General features: G+C 66.7%; 15 protein-coding genes. 12 read left to right on the top strand and 3 right to left on the bottom strand.

All coding sequences use genetic code 11. The features are described from left to right. The first annotated feature begins 33 nt into the window (after nt 1–33). From metE to minE, 4 genes are all read left to right on the top strand, one after another. Nucleotides 34–2,412, top strand: coding sequence for a 5-methyltetrahydropteroyltriglutamate--homocysteine S-methyltransferase (metE, locus tag ASC94_RS22420; RefSeq protein ID WP_373888133.1), 2,379 nt, complete (start codon nt 34–36; stop codon nt 2,410–2,412). 192 nt (nt 2,413–2,604) lie between these two features. Continuing rightward, nucleotides 2,605–3,390: a septum site-determining protein MinC gene (minC, locus tag ASC94_RS22415; RefSeq protein ID WP_056400832.1), complete on the top strand. Its 786-nt coding sequence runs from the start codon at nt 2,605–2,607 to the stop codon at nt 3,388–3,390. An 18-nt stretch (nt 3,391–3,408) separates the two neighbouring features. Next, complete coding sequence (gene minD, locus ASC94_RS22410) at nt 3,409–4,224, top strand: septum site-determining protein MinD (RefSeq protein WP_056400829.1); 816 nt, start codon at nt 3,409–3,411, stop codon at nt 4,222–4,224. A 1-nt stretch (nt 4,225) separates the two neighbouring features. Continuing rightward, a complete protein-coding gene (minE, locus tag ASC94_RS22405) occupies nt 4,226–4,477 on the top strand; it encodes a cell division topological specificity factor MinE (protein ID WP_056400827.1) in 252 nt (83 codons plus the stop codon). 11 nt (nt 4,478–4,488) lie between these two features. On the opposite strand, the gene ASC94_RS22400 is transcribed toward minE, so the two are convergent. Next, nucleotides 4,489–5,004, bottom strand: a complete 516-nt coding sequence (locus ASC94_RS22400; protein WP_056400824.1) for a hypothetical protein — start codon at nt 5,002–5,004, stop codon at nt 4,489–4,491. 215 nt (nt 5,005–5,219) lie between these two features. Here ASC94_RS22400 and ASC94_RS22395 point away from each other — a divergent pair, with 215 nt between their 5' ends. From ASC94_RS22395 to ASC94_RS22360, 8 genes are all read left to right on the top strand, one after another. Then, complete coding sequence (locus ASC94_RS22395) at nt 5,220–5,909, top strand: response regulator transcription factor (RefSeq protein ID WP_056400819.1); 690 nt, start codon at nt 5,220–5,222, stop codon at nt 5,907–5,909. A gap of 121 nt (nt 5,910–6,030) precedes the next feature. Then, nucleotides 6,031–7,305 carry a glutamyl-tRNA reductase gene (gene hemA / locus ASC94_RS22390; RefSeq protein ID WP_056400816.1) on the top strand — a complete coding sequence of 425 codons (1,275 nt, stop codon included), beginning with the start codon at nt 6,031–6,033 and terminating at the stop codon, nt 7,303–7,305. 80 nt (nt 7,306–7,385) lie between these two features. Then, entirely contained in the window at nt 7,386–8,462 is a 1,077-nt protein-coding gene (gene prfA, locus ASC94_RS22385) for a peptide chain release factor 1 (RefSeq protein WP_056400813.1), read from the top strand. Nucleotides 8,463–8,555: 93 nt separating this feature from the next. Beyond that, on the top strand, nt 8,556–9,029 hold the full coding sequence (locus ASC94_RS22380; RefSeq protein WP_056400810.1) for a disulfide bond formation protein B: 474 nt from the start codon (nt 8,556–8,558) through the stop codon (nt 9,027–9,029). Further along, entirely contained in the window at nt 9,026–9,856 is an 831-nt protein-coding gene (gene prmC / locus ASC94_RS22375; RefSeq protein ID WP_056400807.1) for a peptide chain release factor N(5)-glutamine methyltransferase, read from the top strand. The genes ASC94_RS22380 and prmC overlap by 4 nt, the downstream gene beginning before the upstream one ends. A gap of 147 nt (nt 9,857–10,003) precedes the next feature. Continuing rightward, nucleotides 10,004–11,596: a glutamate--cysteine ligase gene (gshA, locus tag ASC94_RS22370; RefSeq protein ID WP_056400805.1), complete on the top strand. Its 1,593-nt coding sequence runs from the start codon at nt 10,004–10,006 to the stop codon at nt 11,594–11,596. A 15-nt stretch (nt 11,597–11,611) separates the two neighbouring features. Next, complete coding sequence (locus ASC94_RS22365; protein WP_056400802.1) at nt 11,612–12,655, top strand: histone deacetylase family protein; 1,044 nt, start codon at nt 11,612–11,614, stop codon at nt 12,653–12,655. Between the two features lie 31 nt (nt 12,656–12,686). Then, nucleotides 12,687–13,259: a YceI family protein gene (locus tag ASC94_RS22360; protein ID WP_056400799.1), complete on the top strand. Its 573-nt coding sequence runs from the start codon at nt 12,687–12,689 to the stop codon at nt 13,257–13,259. A 73-nt stretch (nt 13,260–13,332) separates the two neighbouring features. On the opposite strand, the gene ASC94_RS22355 is transcribed toward ASC94_RS22360, so the two are convergent. After that, nucleotides 13,333–14,820: a PepSY domain-containing protein gene (locus ASC94_RS22355; protein ID WP_056400796.1), complete on the bottom strand. Its 1,488-nt coding sequence runs from the start codon at nt 14,818–14,820 to the stop codon at nt 13,333–13,335. A gap of 16 nt (nt 14,821–14,836) precedes the next feature. Then, nucleotides 14,837–16,933, bottom strand: coding sequence for a TonB-dependent siderophore receptor (locus tag ASC94_RS22350; protein WP_056400793.1), 2,097 nt, complete (start codon nt 16,931–16,933; stop codon nt 14,837–14,839).

Here is a 16,933-nt window from a genome sequence, read left to right as displayed (position 1 = left end):
CCTCACCAATATTTAACGCGGATGACAACTTTCATGAAATCAATTCAGACACATATTCCCGGCTATCCCCGCATCGGCGCGGCGCGCGAACTGAAGTTCGCGCTGGAAAAACACTGGCGCGGCGAGGCCGGCGAAGCCGAACTGGAGGCCGCCGGCGCGGCCCTGCGCGCGCGCCACTGGGCGCAGCAGCGCGACGCCGGGCTGGACCTGGTGTCGGTGGGCGACTTCGCCTTCTACGACCAGGTGGCCAACCATATCCAGCTGCTGGGCTGCGAGCCGGCGCGTTTCGGCTTCGGCGCGGGACAAAGCCAGCTGGCGCGCTATTTCGCGATGGCGCGCGGTGTCTCGCACGGGCATTCCGCCCATCATGATCATGAAGGCTGCACCCACAGCCACCAGGATGCGCATGCCCTGGAAATGACCAAGTGGTTTGACACCAATTACCACTACCTGGTGCCCGAGTTCTCGCCGGAAACCGAGTTTTCCCTGGCCTGCGACCGCCTGTTTGCCGAAGTGGCCGAAGCCCAGGCGCTGGGCCACGCCGTGAAGGCGGTGCTGATCGGCCCGCTGACCTTCCTGTGGCTGGGCAAGGAACGCGCGGACGGCTTCGACCGTCTCTCCCTGCTGGACAAGCTGCTGCAGGTGTACGGCGCTGTGCTGGACCGCCTGAAGCAGCAAGGGGTGGCGTGGGTACAGATCGACGAACCCATCCTTGGCCTGGACTTGCCGCCGGCGTGGCGCAATGCCTTCGAAAACAGCTACTGGCAGCTGAACCAGGTCGGCGTGCCGCTGCTGCTGGCCACCTATTTCTCACCGCTGGAAGAAAACGTGAGCCTGGCGTGCCGCCTGCCGGTGGCCGGCCTGCACGTGGACGGCGTGCGCGCCGCGCATGAACTGACCAGCGTGGCGGACTGGCTGCCGGTGCACAAGGTGCTGTCGGTGGGCATCGTGGACGGCCGCAACATCTGGCGCACCGACCTCGACCTGGCGCTGGCGCAGCTGGCCCCCATCGCTGCCAAGCGCGGCGGCAAGCTGTGGCTGTCCACCTCGTGCTCGCTGCTGCACACGCCGTTCAGCCTGGAAAACGAAACCGCGCTGGACGCCGGGATCAAGCGCTGGCTGGCCTTCGCCGGCGAGAAACTGGGCGAGCTGGAGCTGCTGAAAACCGCGCTGCTGCGCTCCGCCGGCACACACGGCGGCGTAAACGGCGGCGCGGCCGTGGTCGGCAACGCCGCCGACAGCGCCGCCTTCGACGCCGCCTGGGCCACCTCGCGCGCCGCCTGCGCCAGCCGCCGCGCCAGCCCGCGCGTGCACAACCCTGCCGTGGCGGCGCGCATTGCCGCGCTGCCGGCCGGGGCCGACCGCCGCACCTCGCCCTTCCCTGCCCGCCAGGCTGTGCAGCGCGCGCGTTTCCAGCTGCCGTCCTTCCCCACCACCACCATCGGCTCTTTCCCGCAGACCCCGGCCATCCGCGCGGCGCGCGCCAGCTTCAAGCGCGGCGAAATCGGCGCCGCAGCGTACCAGCACAGCATGCGCGAAGAAATCGCCCATGCCATCGCGCGCCAGGAGGAACTGGGCCTGGACGTGCTGGTGCACGGCGAAGCCGAGCGCAACGACATGGTGGAATACTTCGGCGAGCAGCTGGACGGCTTCACCTTCACCCAGCTGGGCTGGGTGCAATCCTACGGCTCGCGCTGCGTGAAGCCGCCGGTGATCTACGGCGACGTGGCGCGCCCGCAGGCCATGACGGTGGACTGGGCCGTGCATGCGCAGTCGCTTACCGCCAAACCGGTGAAAGGCATGCTGACCGGTCCGGTCACCATCCTGCAATGGTCCTTCGTGCGCGACGACCAGCCGCGCGCGCTGACCGCGCTGCAGATCGCGCTGGCCATCCGCGACGAAGTGGCGGACCTGGAACAGGCCGGCATCGGCATCATCCAGATCGACGAGCCGGCCGTGCGCGAAGGCTTGCCACTGCGCCGCAGCCGCTGGGGCGAATACCTGGACTGGGCCACGCGCGCCTTCCGCGTGTCGGCCAGCGTGGCGCGCGACGGCACCCAGATCCACACCCATATGTGCTACGCCGAGTTCAACGACATCCTGCCGCAGATCGCCGCCATGGATGCGGACGTGATCACGATTGAAACCAGCCGCTCGGCGATGGAGCTGCTGGCCGGCTTCGGCGCCTTCCGCTATCCGAACGAGATCGGCCCCGGCGTGTACGACATCCATTCCCCGCGCGTGCCGGACACGGCGGAAATGGTGCGCCTGCTGAAGAAGGCCAGCGCCGTGATCCCGGCCGAGCAGCTGTGGGTCAACCCGGACTGCGGGCTGAAAACGCGCGGCTGGCCGGAAACCGAAAGTGCGCTGCGCAATATGGTGGCGGCCGCGCGCGAACTGCGCGCCGCCTGAGCCGTCAACGGGCCCCSCCCGCCCCCGGCCGTTCCCGCACGGGAACGGCCAACCCCGCATGCCGCCTGCCTTGCGGGCCGTTTCCCCAATCAAACGGCCCTCCCATTTCTGCCGCAACCACAGTAAAATGCTTGAGCCTTTGGCAAATCCCGGCCGATGGGCCGCCAAGCCGACTCCTTTACTGATCGTTTTATGTCCAAAAGCTCGTTCCAAAAGCCCATCGAAATCAAGATTTCCACTGTAGTCGCTGTTTCCGCCATCCTGTACACCTCGGATGGCTTCGCACTCGACGCCGCCCTCAACGAAATGACCGGCGGCGTGCCCGACTTTTTCGAGGGCGACCTGGCCGTGATCGACGTCGGCTCGCTGGCGCCCAATTGCGAACCCATCGACTGGGCAAAAACGATTGCCCTGCTGAAAAAATACCGGCTGAATCCGGTGGCCGTGCGCAACGCCGCGCCGGACATGATGGACGACATCGTGGCGCATGGCCTGTCGCTGGACAGCGGCAAGCGCGACGAGGAGCCCGCGCCCAAGCCGCGCCCGCCGGCCAAGGAAGAAGCGCCCGTGCCGACCCCGACCGCCGCGTCGGGCACTGCCGCGCCGACCATGGCCCCCGGCAGCGCCCCCGCCGGCACCATGATCATCGACACCCCGGTGCGCGCCGGCCAGCGCATCTATGCGCGCGGCGGCGACCTGATCGTGACGGCGGTGGTGAACAACGGCGCCGAGATCATTGCCGACGGCAGTATTCATGTTTACAACACCCTCAACGGGCGCGCGCTGGCCGGCGCCTCCGGCAACGCCGACGCGCGCATCTTCGCTATGTCGATGTCGCCGGAATTGGTGTCCATTGCCGGCGTTTACAGCACATTTGAAGACGGTTTCCCTGCCGAGCACGCGCGCAAACCCACACAAATCAGCCTGGTTGGCGACCGAATCGATATACTATCTGTCAATTCGCCTACTCGCGCTTAATCTGAAAAGGACTCATTCGTGGCAAGAATTATCGTTGTAACGTCCGGTAAGGGCGGTGTCGGCAAGACCACTTCCAGCGCCAGTTTCTCCTCCGGCCTGGCTTTGCGCGGACACAAGACCGTGGTGATCGACTTCGACGTCGGCCTGCGCAACCTGGACCTGATCATGGGCTGCGAACGCCGCGTGGTGTACGACCTGATCAACGTCATCAACAAAGAGGCGTCGCTGACCCAGGCGCTGATCAAGGACAAGCACTGCGACAACCTGTTCATCCTGCCCGCTTCGCAGACGCGCGACAAGGACGCGCTGTCGGAAGAAGGCGTGGAAGCGGTGCTGCACGAGCTGATCAACATGGGCTTCGAGTACATCATCTGCGATTCCCCGGCCGGCATCGAGCACGGCGCGCTGATGGCGCTGACCTTCGCCGACGAGGCGCTGGTGGTGACCAATCCGGAAGTGTCGTCGGTGCGCGATTCGGACCGCATCCTGGGCATCATCCAGGCCAAGTCGCGCCGCGCGCAATCGGGCGGCGAGCCGGTCAAGGAGCACCTGCTGATCACCCGCTACTCGCCGAAACGCGTGGAAGCGGACGAAATGCTGTCCTACCAGGACGTGCAGGAAATCCTGCGCATCCCGCTGATCGGCATCATTCCGGAGTCGGAATCGGTGCTGCACGCCTCCAACCAGGGTAACCCGGCCATCCACTTCAAGGGCACCGACGTGGCCGACGCCTATGAAGATGTGGTGTCGCGCTTCCTGGGCCAGGACCTGCCGCTGCGCTTCACGACCTACGAAAAGCCCGGCCTGCTGCAGCGTATTTTCGGAGGAAAGTGATATGGCCCTGCTGTCATTCCTGTTCCCGTCCAAGCCGAAGACGGCCACCGCCGCCAAGGAACGCTTGCAGATCATCATCGCGCGCGAACGCAATGGCCGCGCCGGTCCCGACTTCCTGCCTGCCCTGCACAAGGAACTGATCGAGGTGATTTCCAAGTACACCAAGGTGAACGCGGACGACATCAAGATTTCGCTGGACCGCCAGGGCAACCTGGAGGTGCTGGACGTCAACGTGGTGCTGCCGGACGCCTGATCGCCTGAGCTTTACAGCGGCGCGGCCTTCTGCTGCGCCAGCATCACTTCCTGCGCCACCTTGGCGCAGGCTTCCACGTGCTGGTAGCCGATCTGGCGGAAGGCGAAAAAGCCGATCGCCGCCGCCGTGGCCTGGCCGGCGAGTGGCACGAAACGGGTGGCCTGCCTGGCCACCAGCCCGGCGCCGGCACGCTGCAGCAGCCGCAGCACCACTTCCCTGGTCACGTATTTCCCCACCATGGTGCCGCCGACATTGACGGCGGCCTGGTAGGCGAGCAGCCGGAAACGCGGCTGCAGCCGCTCGACCTGCTCCGGCGTGAGGCCGAATTCACGATTGACGGTTTCGATCAGCTCGGAGAACAGGCGCACGTCGGACACCACGTCCAGCCCCGGTATCGGCACCGCCGAGATCCCGGCCGACACCGCCGCGCGGCGCTGCACCAGGCGCCGGCAGCGCGCGCGCACCTCTTCCAGCTCCCGGTGGGAGGCTGGAATCAATGTCCATTTGGCATCTTTCTTTGTAAACATAGTCACTTTTCGTGTTACGCAATTGTACCAAAGGCCATTGAAAAGCCTTTTTTATCCGTGTACCGTGTGATCATACGACGAGTTTGCATAAGAACATCAGTCATTCCGGACGGGAAAACTCTACTTCTGAAGTAATTAACACTCTGTCGCTCTGGATTGACTATAATTCAACAATAACTGCAACCCCACTGCCGGCTTTTGACCCGCCCATCATTATGAGAATCGTAGTTTTAGACAATGACCGCAGCCAAGCCGACGTAATATGCCAGGTGCTGACCTCGGCGGGTCATATATGCCACGCCTTCCCGACCGGCAAGGAACTGCTGGGCAATCTGCGCAAGGACAGCTACGACATGCTGATCCTGGACTGGCAGGTGGCGGACATGGGCGGCGCCGAAGTGGTGCGCCGCGCGCGCGAAAAAATGCCGGAACAGGCGCCCGTGCTGTTCCTCGCCACCGCGTCCGGCGAGGACGACATCGTGGCCGGGCTGGCCGCCGGCAGCGACGATTACATGATCAAGCCGCTGCGCCGCAGCGAGCTGGTGGCACGCGTACAGGCCTTGCTGCGCCGCGCCTATCCCACCCAGAACGGCGCCGAACAGCTGCAATTCGGCCAGTACGTCTTCGAAACCCGCCCGGGCCGCCTGCTGATGGACGGCGCCGTGCTGGACGTGACGCACAAGGAGTTTTACCTGGCGCTGCTGTTTTTCCGCAACATCGGGCGTCCCCTGTCGCGCGCCTACATCCATGAGGCGGTCTGGATACGCGAAACCGCCGTGCCGTCCCGCACCATGGACACCCACGTCTCGCGGGTGCGCAACAAATTGCAGTTGAAACCGGAAAACGGCTTCCGCCTGGTGCCGGTGTACAGCTACGGTTACCGCCTGGAAAAGCTCGGGGCCTGAACCGCGCCGGGGCTTTAGCCCCGGGCTTATAAGGGCTATGCCGCCCCGGCCGCCGGTAGGGCCGGGCACATCACGGTATAATGACGGGTAAGCTCCCTATCCCGCCCGCACACTGTCTAAAATGCAACTGCTTGCCGTCGGCCTCAACCACACCACCGCTCCAGTGTCGCTGCGCGAACAACTGGCGTTCGCCCCTGAGCAACTGGGCCAGGCGGTGATGGCTGCGCGCGCGTGGTTCGAGCGCATCGACCCGGTGGGCAGCGACGAGGCGGCCATTTTGTCCACCTGCAACCGCACCGAGCTGTACGCGGCCAGCCACGTCGCCAACCCGCTCGACGCGGGCGGCCACTTCCTGGCCGATTTCCACAAGCTCAACTACGCCGAACTGCGCCCGCATTTGTACATGCTGCCGCAGCACGACGCGGTGCGCCACACCTTCCGCGTGGCCTCCGGGCTGGACTCCATGGTGCTGGGCGAAACCCAGATCCTGGGCCAGATCAAGGACGCCATCCGCACCGCCGAGGAAGTGGGCGGCCTGGGCACGTATCTGCACCAGCTGTTCCAGCGCAGCTTCTCGGTGGCCAAGGAAGTGCGCAGCACCACGGAAATCGGCGCGCACAGCGTGTCGATGGCGGCGGCGGCCGTGCGCCTGTCGCAGCGCATCTTCGACAAGATTTCCGAGCAAAACGTGCTGTTCATCGGCGCCGGCGAGATGATCGAGCTGTGCGCCACGCACTTCGCGGCGCAGAACCCGAAAAGCCTCACCATCGCCAACCGCACCATGGAGCGCGGCGAACAGCTGGCGCACCGCTTCGGCGCCAAGGCCATGCGCCTGGCCGACCTGCAGGACCGCCTGCAGCATTACGACATCGTGATTTCCTGCACCGCATCCTCCTTGCCGCTGATCGGCCTGGGCATGGTGGAGCGCGCCATCAAGGCGCGCCGCCACAAGCCCATGTTTATGGTGGACCTGGCCGTGCCGCGCGACATCGAGCCGGAAGTGGGCCGCCTGAGCGACGTGTTCCTGTACACCGTGGACGACCTCGGCAAAGTGGTGCAGACCGGCATGGAAAACCGCCAGGCGGCGGTGGCCCAGGCCGAAGCCATCATTGAAACCCGGGTGCAGTCCTTCATGCACTGGGTGGACGACCGCGCGGTGGTGCCGGTGATCCAGACCTTGCAGGAAAGCAGCGAAGCCATGCGCCAGATGGAACTGGAACGCGCGCGCAAGATGCTGGCCAAGGGCGAGGATATCGACGCGGTGCTGGAAGCCCTGTCCAAGGGCTTGACCGCCAAGTTCATGCACGGCCCGCAGCAGGCCCTGCACCGGGCCCAGGGCGAGGAACGCGCCCAGCTGGCCACCCTGTTGCCCCAGATGTTCCGCGGCCGCCGTTAGCGCTGCCCGCCCGGCGTCCGCGCCACCTTCCGTTTATCCGGCGCCCTGCGCCACTCCCTTACACGTACTCAAGAGCACCCATGAAACCATCGATGCTGGCCAAGCTGGACCAATTGGCAAACCGACTCGCCGAACTGGACGAACTGCTGATGTCCGAAGGCGCCACCTCCAATATGGACAGCTACCGCAAAATGACGCGCGAGCACGCCGAACTCGGCCCGCTGGTGGCGCTGTACAAGGATTACCAGGGCGCGCTGGGCGATATCGCCGAGGCGCAAGCCATGCTGGCCGATCCGGAAATGAAGGAATTCGCGCAGGAAGAGATCGAAGCAGGCAAGCAGCGCCTCGCCGGGCTGGAGCTGGAGCTGCAGAAAATGCTGTTGCCCAAGGACGCCAACGACGAGCGCAACATCTTCCTGGAAATCCGCGCCGGCACCGGCGGCGACGAGTCGGCCCTGTTCGCGGGCGACCTGCTGCGCATGTACACCCGCTTCGCCGAGCGCAACCGCTGGCAGGTGGAGATGGTGTCCGAGTCGCCGTCCGACCTGGGCGGCTACCGCGAGGTGATCGTGCGCCTGGTGGGCAACGGCGTGTATTCCAAGCTGAAATTCGAATCCGGCGGCCACCGCGTGCAGCGCGTGCCGGCCACCGAAACCCAGGGCCGCATCCACACCTCGGCCTGCACCGTGGCGGTGATGCCGGAAGCGGACGAGGTGGAGGACGTGCACATCAACCCGGCCGACCTGCGCATCGACACCTTCCGCGCTTCCGGCGCCGGCGGCCAGCACATCAACAAAACCGACTCGGCCGTGCGCCTGACCCACTTGCCGACCGGCATCGTGGTGGAATGCCAGGATGACCGCTCGCAGCACAAGAACAAGGCGCAGGCCATGAAGGTGCTGGCGGCGCGCATCAAGGACGTGCAGCTGCGCGAGCAGCAGTCGAAGGAAGCGGCCACCCGCAAGAGCCTGATCGGCTCGGGCGACCGCAGCGAGCGCATCCGCACCTACAACTACCCGCAGGGCCGCATGACGGACCACCGCATCAACCTCACCCTCTACAAGCTGGACTTCATCATGGACGGCGACTTGACCGAGCTGACCAATGCGCTGGCCGCCGAGCACCAGGCCGAGCTGCTGGCGGCGCTGGGGGATTAATCCCGGCGACCAATCCCGGCGATTAATCCCGGCTTAAGGCGCGGCCAGGCCGCTTTGTGCGAGAATTGGCCCGCCTATAATCTTTCCATTTCCATGATGAATCCACGTTCCCTGCTCCTGTCCATCGCCCTCGCCTGTTTCGGCCTGATCGGCGTCGCCCTGTATCTGCAGCACGTGGTGGATCTGCTGCCCTGCCCGCTGTGCGTGATCCAGCGCTACCTGTTCCTGTTGATCGGCTTCGCCTGCCTGGCCGGCTACTTCATGAAAAACACCGCCATCGGCACCGGCGTCGGCCTGCTGGGTGCGCTCGGCGGCCTGGGCGTGGCCGGCAAGCACCTGTACGTACTGGCGCACCCCGGCTTGTCTTGCGGTATCGACCCGATGGAAACCATGCTGAACAAGATCCCCACCGCCACCTACCTGCCCTTCCTGTTCGAGGCGGACGGCCTGTGCGAGAACGCCACCGAGGGCATCCTGGGCATGTCGATTCCGCAGTGGGCCTTCGTGTGGTTCGGCCTGTTTGCCGTGGCGCTGGGCTGGTCCCTGCTGCGCCGCCGGGCGCAATGATCGCAGCCGGCGCCACTGTCGCCGCATTGCAGGCGCAGACCGGCTACCCGCAGCGCCTGGACCCACTGGATAACCGCATCCTGATCTGCCACGCGCTGGGCCTGACGCGCGTGGGCCTGATCACGCAATCGGAACGCATGCTCACGGCCGACGAGGCGGCCCGCCTGGGCGCGCTGCTGCAGCGCCGCCTGGACGGCGAACCCATCGCTTACATCGTCGGCCAGCGCGAGTTCTTCGGGCTGCCGTTCAACGTCGGCCCGGCCGTGCTGATACCGCGCCCGGACACCGAGCTGCTGGTGGAGCTGGCCATGGAGCGCCTGCCGCCGTCCGGCCGCGTGCTGGACATGGGCACCGGCAGCGGCGCCATCGCGGTGGCGCTGGCCCACAGCCGGCCCGACGCCGCCGTGACCGCGCTGGACGTGAGCCCGGCCGCGCTGGAAGTGGCGCGCGGCAATGCCGCCCTGAACCAGGCCAGGGTGCGTTTTCTGGAAAGCGACTGGTACAGCGCCGCCGCCGGCGAGCGCTTCGACCTGATCGTCTCCAATCCCCCCTACATTGCCAGCGGCGACCGCCACCTGTCCGAAGGCGACCTGCGCTTCGAACCGAGCGGCGCGCTGACCGATTTCGCGGACGGCCTGAGCGCCCTGCGCACCATCGCCGCGGGGGCGCCGCAGCACCTGGAAGCGGGCTGCTGGCTGCTGATGGAACACGGCTATGACCAGGCCGGGTCCGTGCGCGCCCTGCTGGCTGCGCAGGGGTACACTGAGGTGCAAAGCTGGCGCGACCTGGCGGGCATCGAGCGGGTGACCGGCGGCCGCCGCCCCTGAAAGCCGCCCGCCGCGCGGTTCCGCGCGGGCTGCGCGCACTTTGTTAAAATAGCAATCCGAGCTTTTTGGGCCGTTCCCGACGCGCTTGTCCGTTTTCGGTTAATCTCGCACCAATCTTATATTGCTGCACCAGAAAGGAAGCTCAAATTGTCCAACTTATTGACGCGCCGCCTGGCCGTTCTGGCCGATGAGAAGCACCGCGCAGTGCTGGGCGGCGGCTTGCGCGGCATTGAACGGGAAACCCTGCGCGTGGACCCTGCCGGCCACCTGGCGCGCACCCCGCACCCGGTAGCGCTGGGCTCGGCGCTCACCCACCCCGAGATCACCACCGACTACGCGGAAACCCTGCTGGAGTTCATCACGCCGGCCGAGCACGACATCGCCATCACGCTGGACAAGCTGGACGCCATCCACCGCTTCAGCTACACCAAGCTGGGCGACGAAATGCTGTGGAGCCAGTCCATGCCCTGCCAGCTGCCGGCCGAGGAAGACATCGAGATCGCCTGGTACGGCAAGTCCAATATGGGCATGCTCAAGCATGTGTACCGGCGCGGCCTGGCGCTGCGCTACGGCAAGGCCATGCAGTGCATTGCGGGCATCCATTACAACTACTCGCTGGACGAACAGCTGTGGCGCCTGCTGGACGAAAGCGAACCGTCGGAGCGCAAGCTGTCGGCCAAGGCTTACCAGTCGGAAAGCTACTTCGCCACCATCCGCAATTTCCGCCGCTACAGCTGGCTGCTGATGTATCTGTTCGGCGCCTCGCCGGCACTGTCGTCCAGCTTCCTGCGCGGCCGTCCGCACAAGCTGGAGCACCTGTCGGACGACACGCTTTACCTGCCCTACGCCACCAGCCTGCGCATGAGCGACCTGGGCTACCAGAACGACGCCCAGTCCGGCCTGAGCCCGCACGAGAACTGCCTGGACAGCTATGTGGCCACCCTGACCAAGGCGGTGAACCAGCCCTACGCACCCTACGCCGAAATCGGCACCAAGAAGGACGGCGAATGGGTGCAGCTGTCCACCAATGTGATCCAGATCGAGAACGAGTACTACTCGACCATACGGCCCAAGCGCGTGATCCGCAGCGGCGAGCGGCCAATCCAGGCGCTGTGCTCGCGCGGCGTGCAGTACATCGAAGTGCGTTGCATGGATGTGGACCCGTTCGAGCCGGTCGGCATCAGCCTGGAAACGGGCCGCTTCCTGGACGCCTTCCTGCTGTTCTGCGCGCTGGAGGAAAGCCCGGCGATCTCGGAGGAACAAGGCCGCATCTACACTGAAAACTTCGCGCGCACCGTGAAGGAGGGCCGCCGTCCGGGCCTGACCTTGCAGAAGAACGGCGCCGAAGTGGAGCTGGCGGCCTGGGGCCGCGAACTGCTGGAGCGCATCCGACCGGTGGCGGAGCTGCTGGACCGCCAGCGCGGCGACAGCGCGCATGCCGACTCGATGGCAGTGCAGGCGGCCAAGCTGGACGACCCGGACCGCACGCCGTCCGCCCATGTGCTGCGCGAACTGCGCGCCAACGGCGGCTCCTTCAGCACCTTCGGCCTGGCCCAGAGCGAGCGCCACGCCGCCTACTTCCGCAGCCATCCGCCAAGCGCCGAAGAAGCGGCCTACTTCGAAGCGCTGGCGGCGTCCTCGCTGGCCGAACAGGCCGACATGGAAGCGGCCAACACCGGCAGCTTCGACGACTTCGTGGCGGCCTACCGCAACAGCAATCTGTGCAAGAACGTCGCTTAGGCGCAGGCTAGCACCGTGCTGACCTTCTACAACGAGCAGCACGGCCAGCACCACGGGCGCTTCGAGATCTTCCGGGGCGAAATGGTGCCCTGCTTCGAGAAACCGGAGCGGGCCGGTTCCGTGCTGGCCGAACTGGGCCGGCGCGGCCTGGGCAAGATCGTCACCCCGCACGGCGTGCCGCTGATGACGCTGGAGCGCGTGCACACGCCGCGCTACCTGCACTTCCTGCGCGGCGCCTGGAACGAATGGCTGGCGCTGGACCCGGCCAACGCCGGCAAGGACGCCTTCCCCGCCGTGTGGCCGGTGCGCTCGCTGCGCTCGGACATCGAGCCGGACAACTTCTGCGCAAAACTCGGCCTGTATTCGATGGACAGCGGCACGCCCATCACAGCCGGCACCTGGACCGCCGCCAAGACCGGCGCCGACTGCGCGGTGAACGCGGCGCACGCGCTGCGCCTGGGCGAGCGCAGCACCTTCGCGCTGACGCGTCCTCCCGGCCACCACGCCGGGGCGGACTTCTTCGGCGGCTACTGCTTCCTGAACAACGCCGCGCTGGCGGCCCAGCACCTGCTGGACGACGGCGCGCGCAAGGTCGCCATCCTCGACATCGACTACCACCACGGCAACGGCACGCAGAGCATCTTCTACGACCGCAACGACGTGCTGTTCGTCTCCATCCATGCCGACCCGCGCCAGGAGTATCCGTTCTACCTCGGCCACGCCGACGAAACCGGCGCCGGCGCGGGCCTGGGCTTCAACGTGAACCTGCCGCTGGCGCACGGCAGCAGCACGCAGGCCTGGTTCGCCGCGCTGGAGACGGCCTGCCTGCGCCTGCAGATGTACGCGCCGGATGCGCTGGTGGTGTCGCTGGGCGTGGACACCTTCGCCGGCGATCCGCTGTCGCACTTCGCGCTGCAAAGCGCGGACTACCTGCGCATCGGCGAGCGCCTGGCCTGGCTCGGCCTGCCCACCGCCTTCGTGTTCGAAGGCGGCTACGCAGTGAAGGAACTGGGCGTGAACGTGGTGAATGTGCTGGAAGGCTACGAGACCGCGTTGTAGACTGGAGCCCCCCCCACAACAGGAGACGCCCATGAAGTTCCGCAGCATGCTGTTTGCCACCCTCTTCGCCAGCGGCCTGGCCAGCGCCGCCCCGGTGACCTACGACATCGACCCGCACCACACCTTCCCCAGCTTCGAAGCGGACCACATGGGGGTTTCGTTCTGGCGCGGGAAGATCAACAAGAACAGCGGCAAGGTTGTGCTGGACCGCGAAGCAGGGCAAGGCACGGTGGATATCACCATGGACCTGTCCAGCATCGACTTCGGCGAAGACCTGCTCAACAAATGGGCCCAGGGCAAAGACTTCTTCGACGTGAAAAAGCGCGGCAAGACCGCGCACTACACCGGCAAGCTCAATTTCGCCAACGGCGAGCCCACCGAAGTCCAGGGCCAGCTGACCATGATGGGCGTGACTAAGCCGCTCACGCTCAAGCTGAACCGCTTCAAATGCATCCCGCATCCCATGCTGAAGCGCGAGCTGTGCGGCGCCGACGCGGCAGCCACCTTCAACCGCGAGGACTTCGGTCTGGCGGCAGGCAAGGACTACGGCTTCTCGATGGACGTGGGACTGCGCATCCAGGTGGAGGCGGTGGCGGCCAAGTAGGCCCACATAGCAGCCACCTAGCAGCCACGTAGCAGCCACGTAGTAGCCACCTCGCGGCCAGGGAGCGCCCCCGTCAGGCGGTGCGCTTGCGCCTGCGCAGGCGGCGCCAGCCCAGCACCACGCCGGTTGCGCTCAGCATCGCGCCAAGCACGCACAGCGAGGCCACCAGCACGTCCCAGGCGGGGCGTGCGCGGACCGCCGCGGCAAAGTCCAGTTGGTGCAGGCCATTGAACAGCCAGCGGTTCCACTTGCTCTTGCTGTCGGCGTAGCCTGCAAGCTGGCCCTGCATCGGATCGGCGTAGAAGGTGACGTCGCCGGGCAGCTGGAATTGCACGCGCAGCACGGGGAAGGCGGCCTGGTTGTGGTGGCTGTAGTAGTAGTGGTCGCCGCTGGTGAGCATGGCGGCATCGGCCACCGGTGCGTCGGGCCGCACGGCCTGCACTGCGCGCAGCAGTGCGTCCGCCGGGAGCGCGCCGACGGCTTCCAGGCAGTGGCCATCCAGCAGCTGGCGGCCGGTGCGCTCCAGCGCCGCCAGATACAGTTTGCCGCCCACACGCCGCCATTCCAGTTCCAGCACGCCGGGGTAGGCGCGCACCGCGTCGGCCGCCGCCACGGTGAGGTCGTCGCGCTCCAGCGGACCGCCGGCGAAGGCCAGCCTGTCCTGCGCGGTGATGCCGGGCGAAGCCAGCCAGCCGAAGGGCGTAACGGAAAGCCAGCCGCTGAACAGCCAGGTGAGCGTGAAGGTGCCCAGCGTGAGGCCAAGCCAGTGGTGCCAGGCTTGCCAGCCCCCGTATGGCGAACGTGCCCCGCTGGCGTAGCGCGGACGCAGGCGCAAGCGCTGGATGCCCAGCACCATGCCGGTCACGGCCAGCAGCAGCGCGATGGCGGAGGTCCACATGACCACCAGCCGCCACGGCTCGCCGTGCGTGCGCAGCGGCGTGAAATAAATCCAGTGCAGCACCGAGCCAGCCCAGTTCCAGGCGCGTTCGCTGCGCGTGGTGTCGCGCACCAGTTCACCGGTGCGGCCGGAGACGTACAGCACGCTGCCTGCGGCGTCGCCGGCGTCCACCCGGTACAGCGGGCGATGCGCGGCCACGCGGCCGAAGGTCCACTGGTCAAGCTCGATCTGCGAGACGGCCGGCTTGCTGGTTGTCGCAGCGGACGGAGTGGCGGACGGGGTGGCGGAGACCGTGGCCGACAGCGCGGCCGCGATGGCCACGTCGTCGGTCACGCGCAGCACCGCGCCGCTGTCGGCCCACACCGAATGCAGGCCCTGGCCCGTCTCGAAGTGATACGCCGGCCTGCCCGCCACGGTAGTCAGCCGCACGGCTTCCGGCGCGCCCGGCTGCGCCGTGGCCCGCCACGCGTCCCAGGCGCTGAACCGCACCCTGGCGGCGTCGATCGGCGCCAGCCACGCCATGCGTTCCTGCTCGGTCAGCGCCGGATACGGCACATACATCATGACGATGCCCGAACCGAACCACAGCAGCACCAGCAAGCCGACAACAATGCCCAGCCAGCGGTGCCACAAGTGCAGCTGGCGCTTCCACGATCCCATCATCCAGGCGCTCAGCAGGTCAATAGCGCCACTGCACGGTCAGCTCGGCATGGCGCCGGTCGCCCAGCAGGTACTGGCTGTCGCTATAGGACGTGCTGGCATACAGCCTGTCCGCCAGGTTGCGCAGGTTCAGCTGCACCAGCACATGGCGGTTGAGGTTCCAGCCCAGCGCGGCGTCGATCACGGTGTAGGCCGGCAGCGCCTGCGTGTTGCCGTTGTCGATGAAGCGCTTGCCGACGTAGCGCGCGCCTGCGCCTGCGCGCCAGGCATCGGCCTTGTAGGCAAGCCACAGGTTGGCCGAGGTGGCCGGCACGTCCGGCGGACGCTTGCCGGCACGCGAGACGTTGCCGCCTTCGAGCAGCCGGTCGAACTGTGCGTCGGTGTAGGCCAGGTTGGCGTCGATGCGCCATGCGGAGGCCAGGCTCACAGCGGCGCTGAACTCCGCGCCTTGCGAGGTTTGCGAACCGCCCTGGATCGACTGCGCCGGGTTGGACGGGTCGCGCGTGATGATGTCGTCCTTGCGGATGCGGTACAGCGCGGCGGTCCATTCGGCCTTGCCGTTGGCCAGCGACTGCTTGACGCCGCCCTCCGCCTGGCGCGATCGCGTAAGCTTATAGCGGGCGTTGGCCAGGTTCAGCGACAGGAGGCTGGTCAACGGATCGCTGCCGCTGCTGAACTGGCCGTACAGCGAAGTATGCGGCGCCAGCTTCCAGGTGAGGCCCAGCCGCGCCGAGTTCGACGCGAGCGTGGCGCTGAAGCCCGCCGCGCCCTGCAGACTGACCCGGTCCACTTCGTAGCGGTCATGCCGCGCGCCGGCCAGGAGCAGCAGGCTTTCACTCAGGCTGTACGCATCCTCGATGTAGAACGCGTTGGTGGCGGTATCGGTGGCGAAGTTGGGGCGCAGTGGATCGGGGCTGTCGAATACGCCTGGATGGAAGCCGGTGGGCGCCACGGTGGAGCTGCCGCCGTAGGGTGAATTGTTCGTATGCTGGAAGTTGATGGTGGCCGCTTCCCAGCCCGTTACCAGCCTGTTGGCGCCCGCGTTCCAGCGCGCTTCCAGGCGGTTGGCGGTTTGCTCCTGGCGGTGCTGGATGGCGATGTAGTCGCTGCGTTCCACCACGTTGGCGGCCGGGTTGTAGACGTAATACTCGGCGTTGCGCCAGTTGCGGCGCGCCTTCATGTAGGCCAGCTCGTTGCTGACGGTGAGCGCCGGCGACACGCGCCAGGTGAGGCGCGCCACGGCCTTGTCGTCCACGTATTCGATGTCGGCGTCGCCCACGTTGTAGTTCTCGTTGCGCAGCTGGCCCGCGAGCCGGCCGTTGACCAGCGGCGTGCCGAAGTAGCGCTGCGGCTTTTGTTCGGCATGGTCCAGCTGGGCGTCCAGGTCCAGGTCCGGCGTCAGCGCGTAGGCCAGGCTGGTGAGCAGCTTGCCGTGGCGCGCCTCGCCCCGGTCGACGAAGCCGTCGCTGCGGTCGGCGTAGGCGTCCAAGCGGAAGGCGCCCTTCCCGCCAATGGCGCCGGTGCCGCCCGCGCCCGCGCGCAGGGCCTTGCCGCCGCCGATGCCGGCCATGGCTTCGAACGACGCGGCCCGCTGCGGCGCCTTGCGCACCGCGTTGATGGTGGCGCCGGTGCTGCCGCTGCCGTACACCACGGAACCGGGGCCGCGCAGCACTTCGATGTAGTCATAGCCCCACGGGTCGGACGGGTAGGTGGCCGTGCCCGAACCCACCAGCAGGCGCTGGCCGTTCTCCAGCATGGCGATGGCGTTGTTGCCGCTGAAGCCGCGCGCGGAGTAGGCGATGCCGTTGCCCGGCGAACTGATGTCGGTCAAGCCGGTGCTTCGGGTAACGGCGTCCTTCACCTGCAGGTCGCCGCGCGCCTGCATGGCGGCGGTGCTGAGCGACTCCACGCTGGCGGGCATGTCCTGCGCGCTGAGATTCAGGCGGCTGGCGGTGGCGTTCTCACGCGCCAGCCCGAGGCCCTCCTGCACGGGTGCTGCGGAGACGGTCACGGTGGGCATGGCGTCCGTTTGCTGGGCGCCGGCCGTGGCGCAGCACAGCAATGCAATGGCGGCGGCGATGGGATGGATGGGGTGGCGGACCCTGTTCTGTTTCAT

Source organism: Massilia sp. Root418, from assembly GCF_001425265.1.
Taxonomy (GTDB): Bacteria; Pseudomonadota; Gammaproteobacteria; order Burkholderiales; family Burkholderiaceae_D; genus Rugamonas.
The sequence above is the reverse complement of the archived record's forward strand: the minus strand, read 5'-3'. Positions and strand labels throughout refer to the sequence as shown.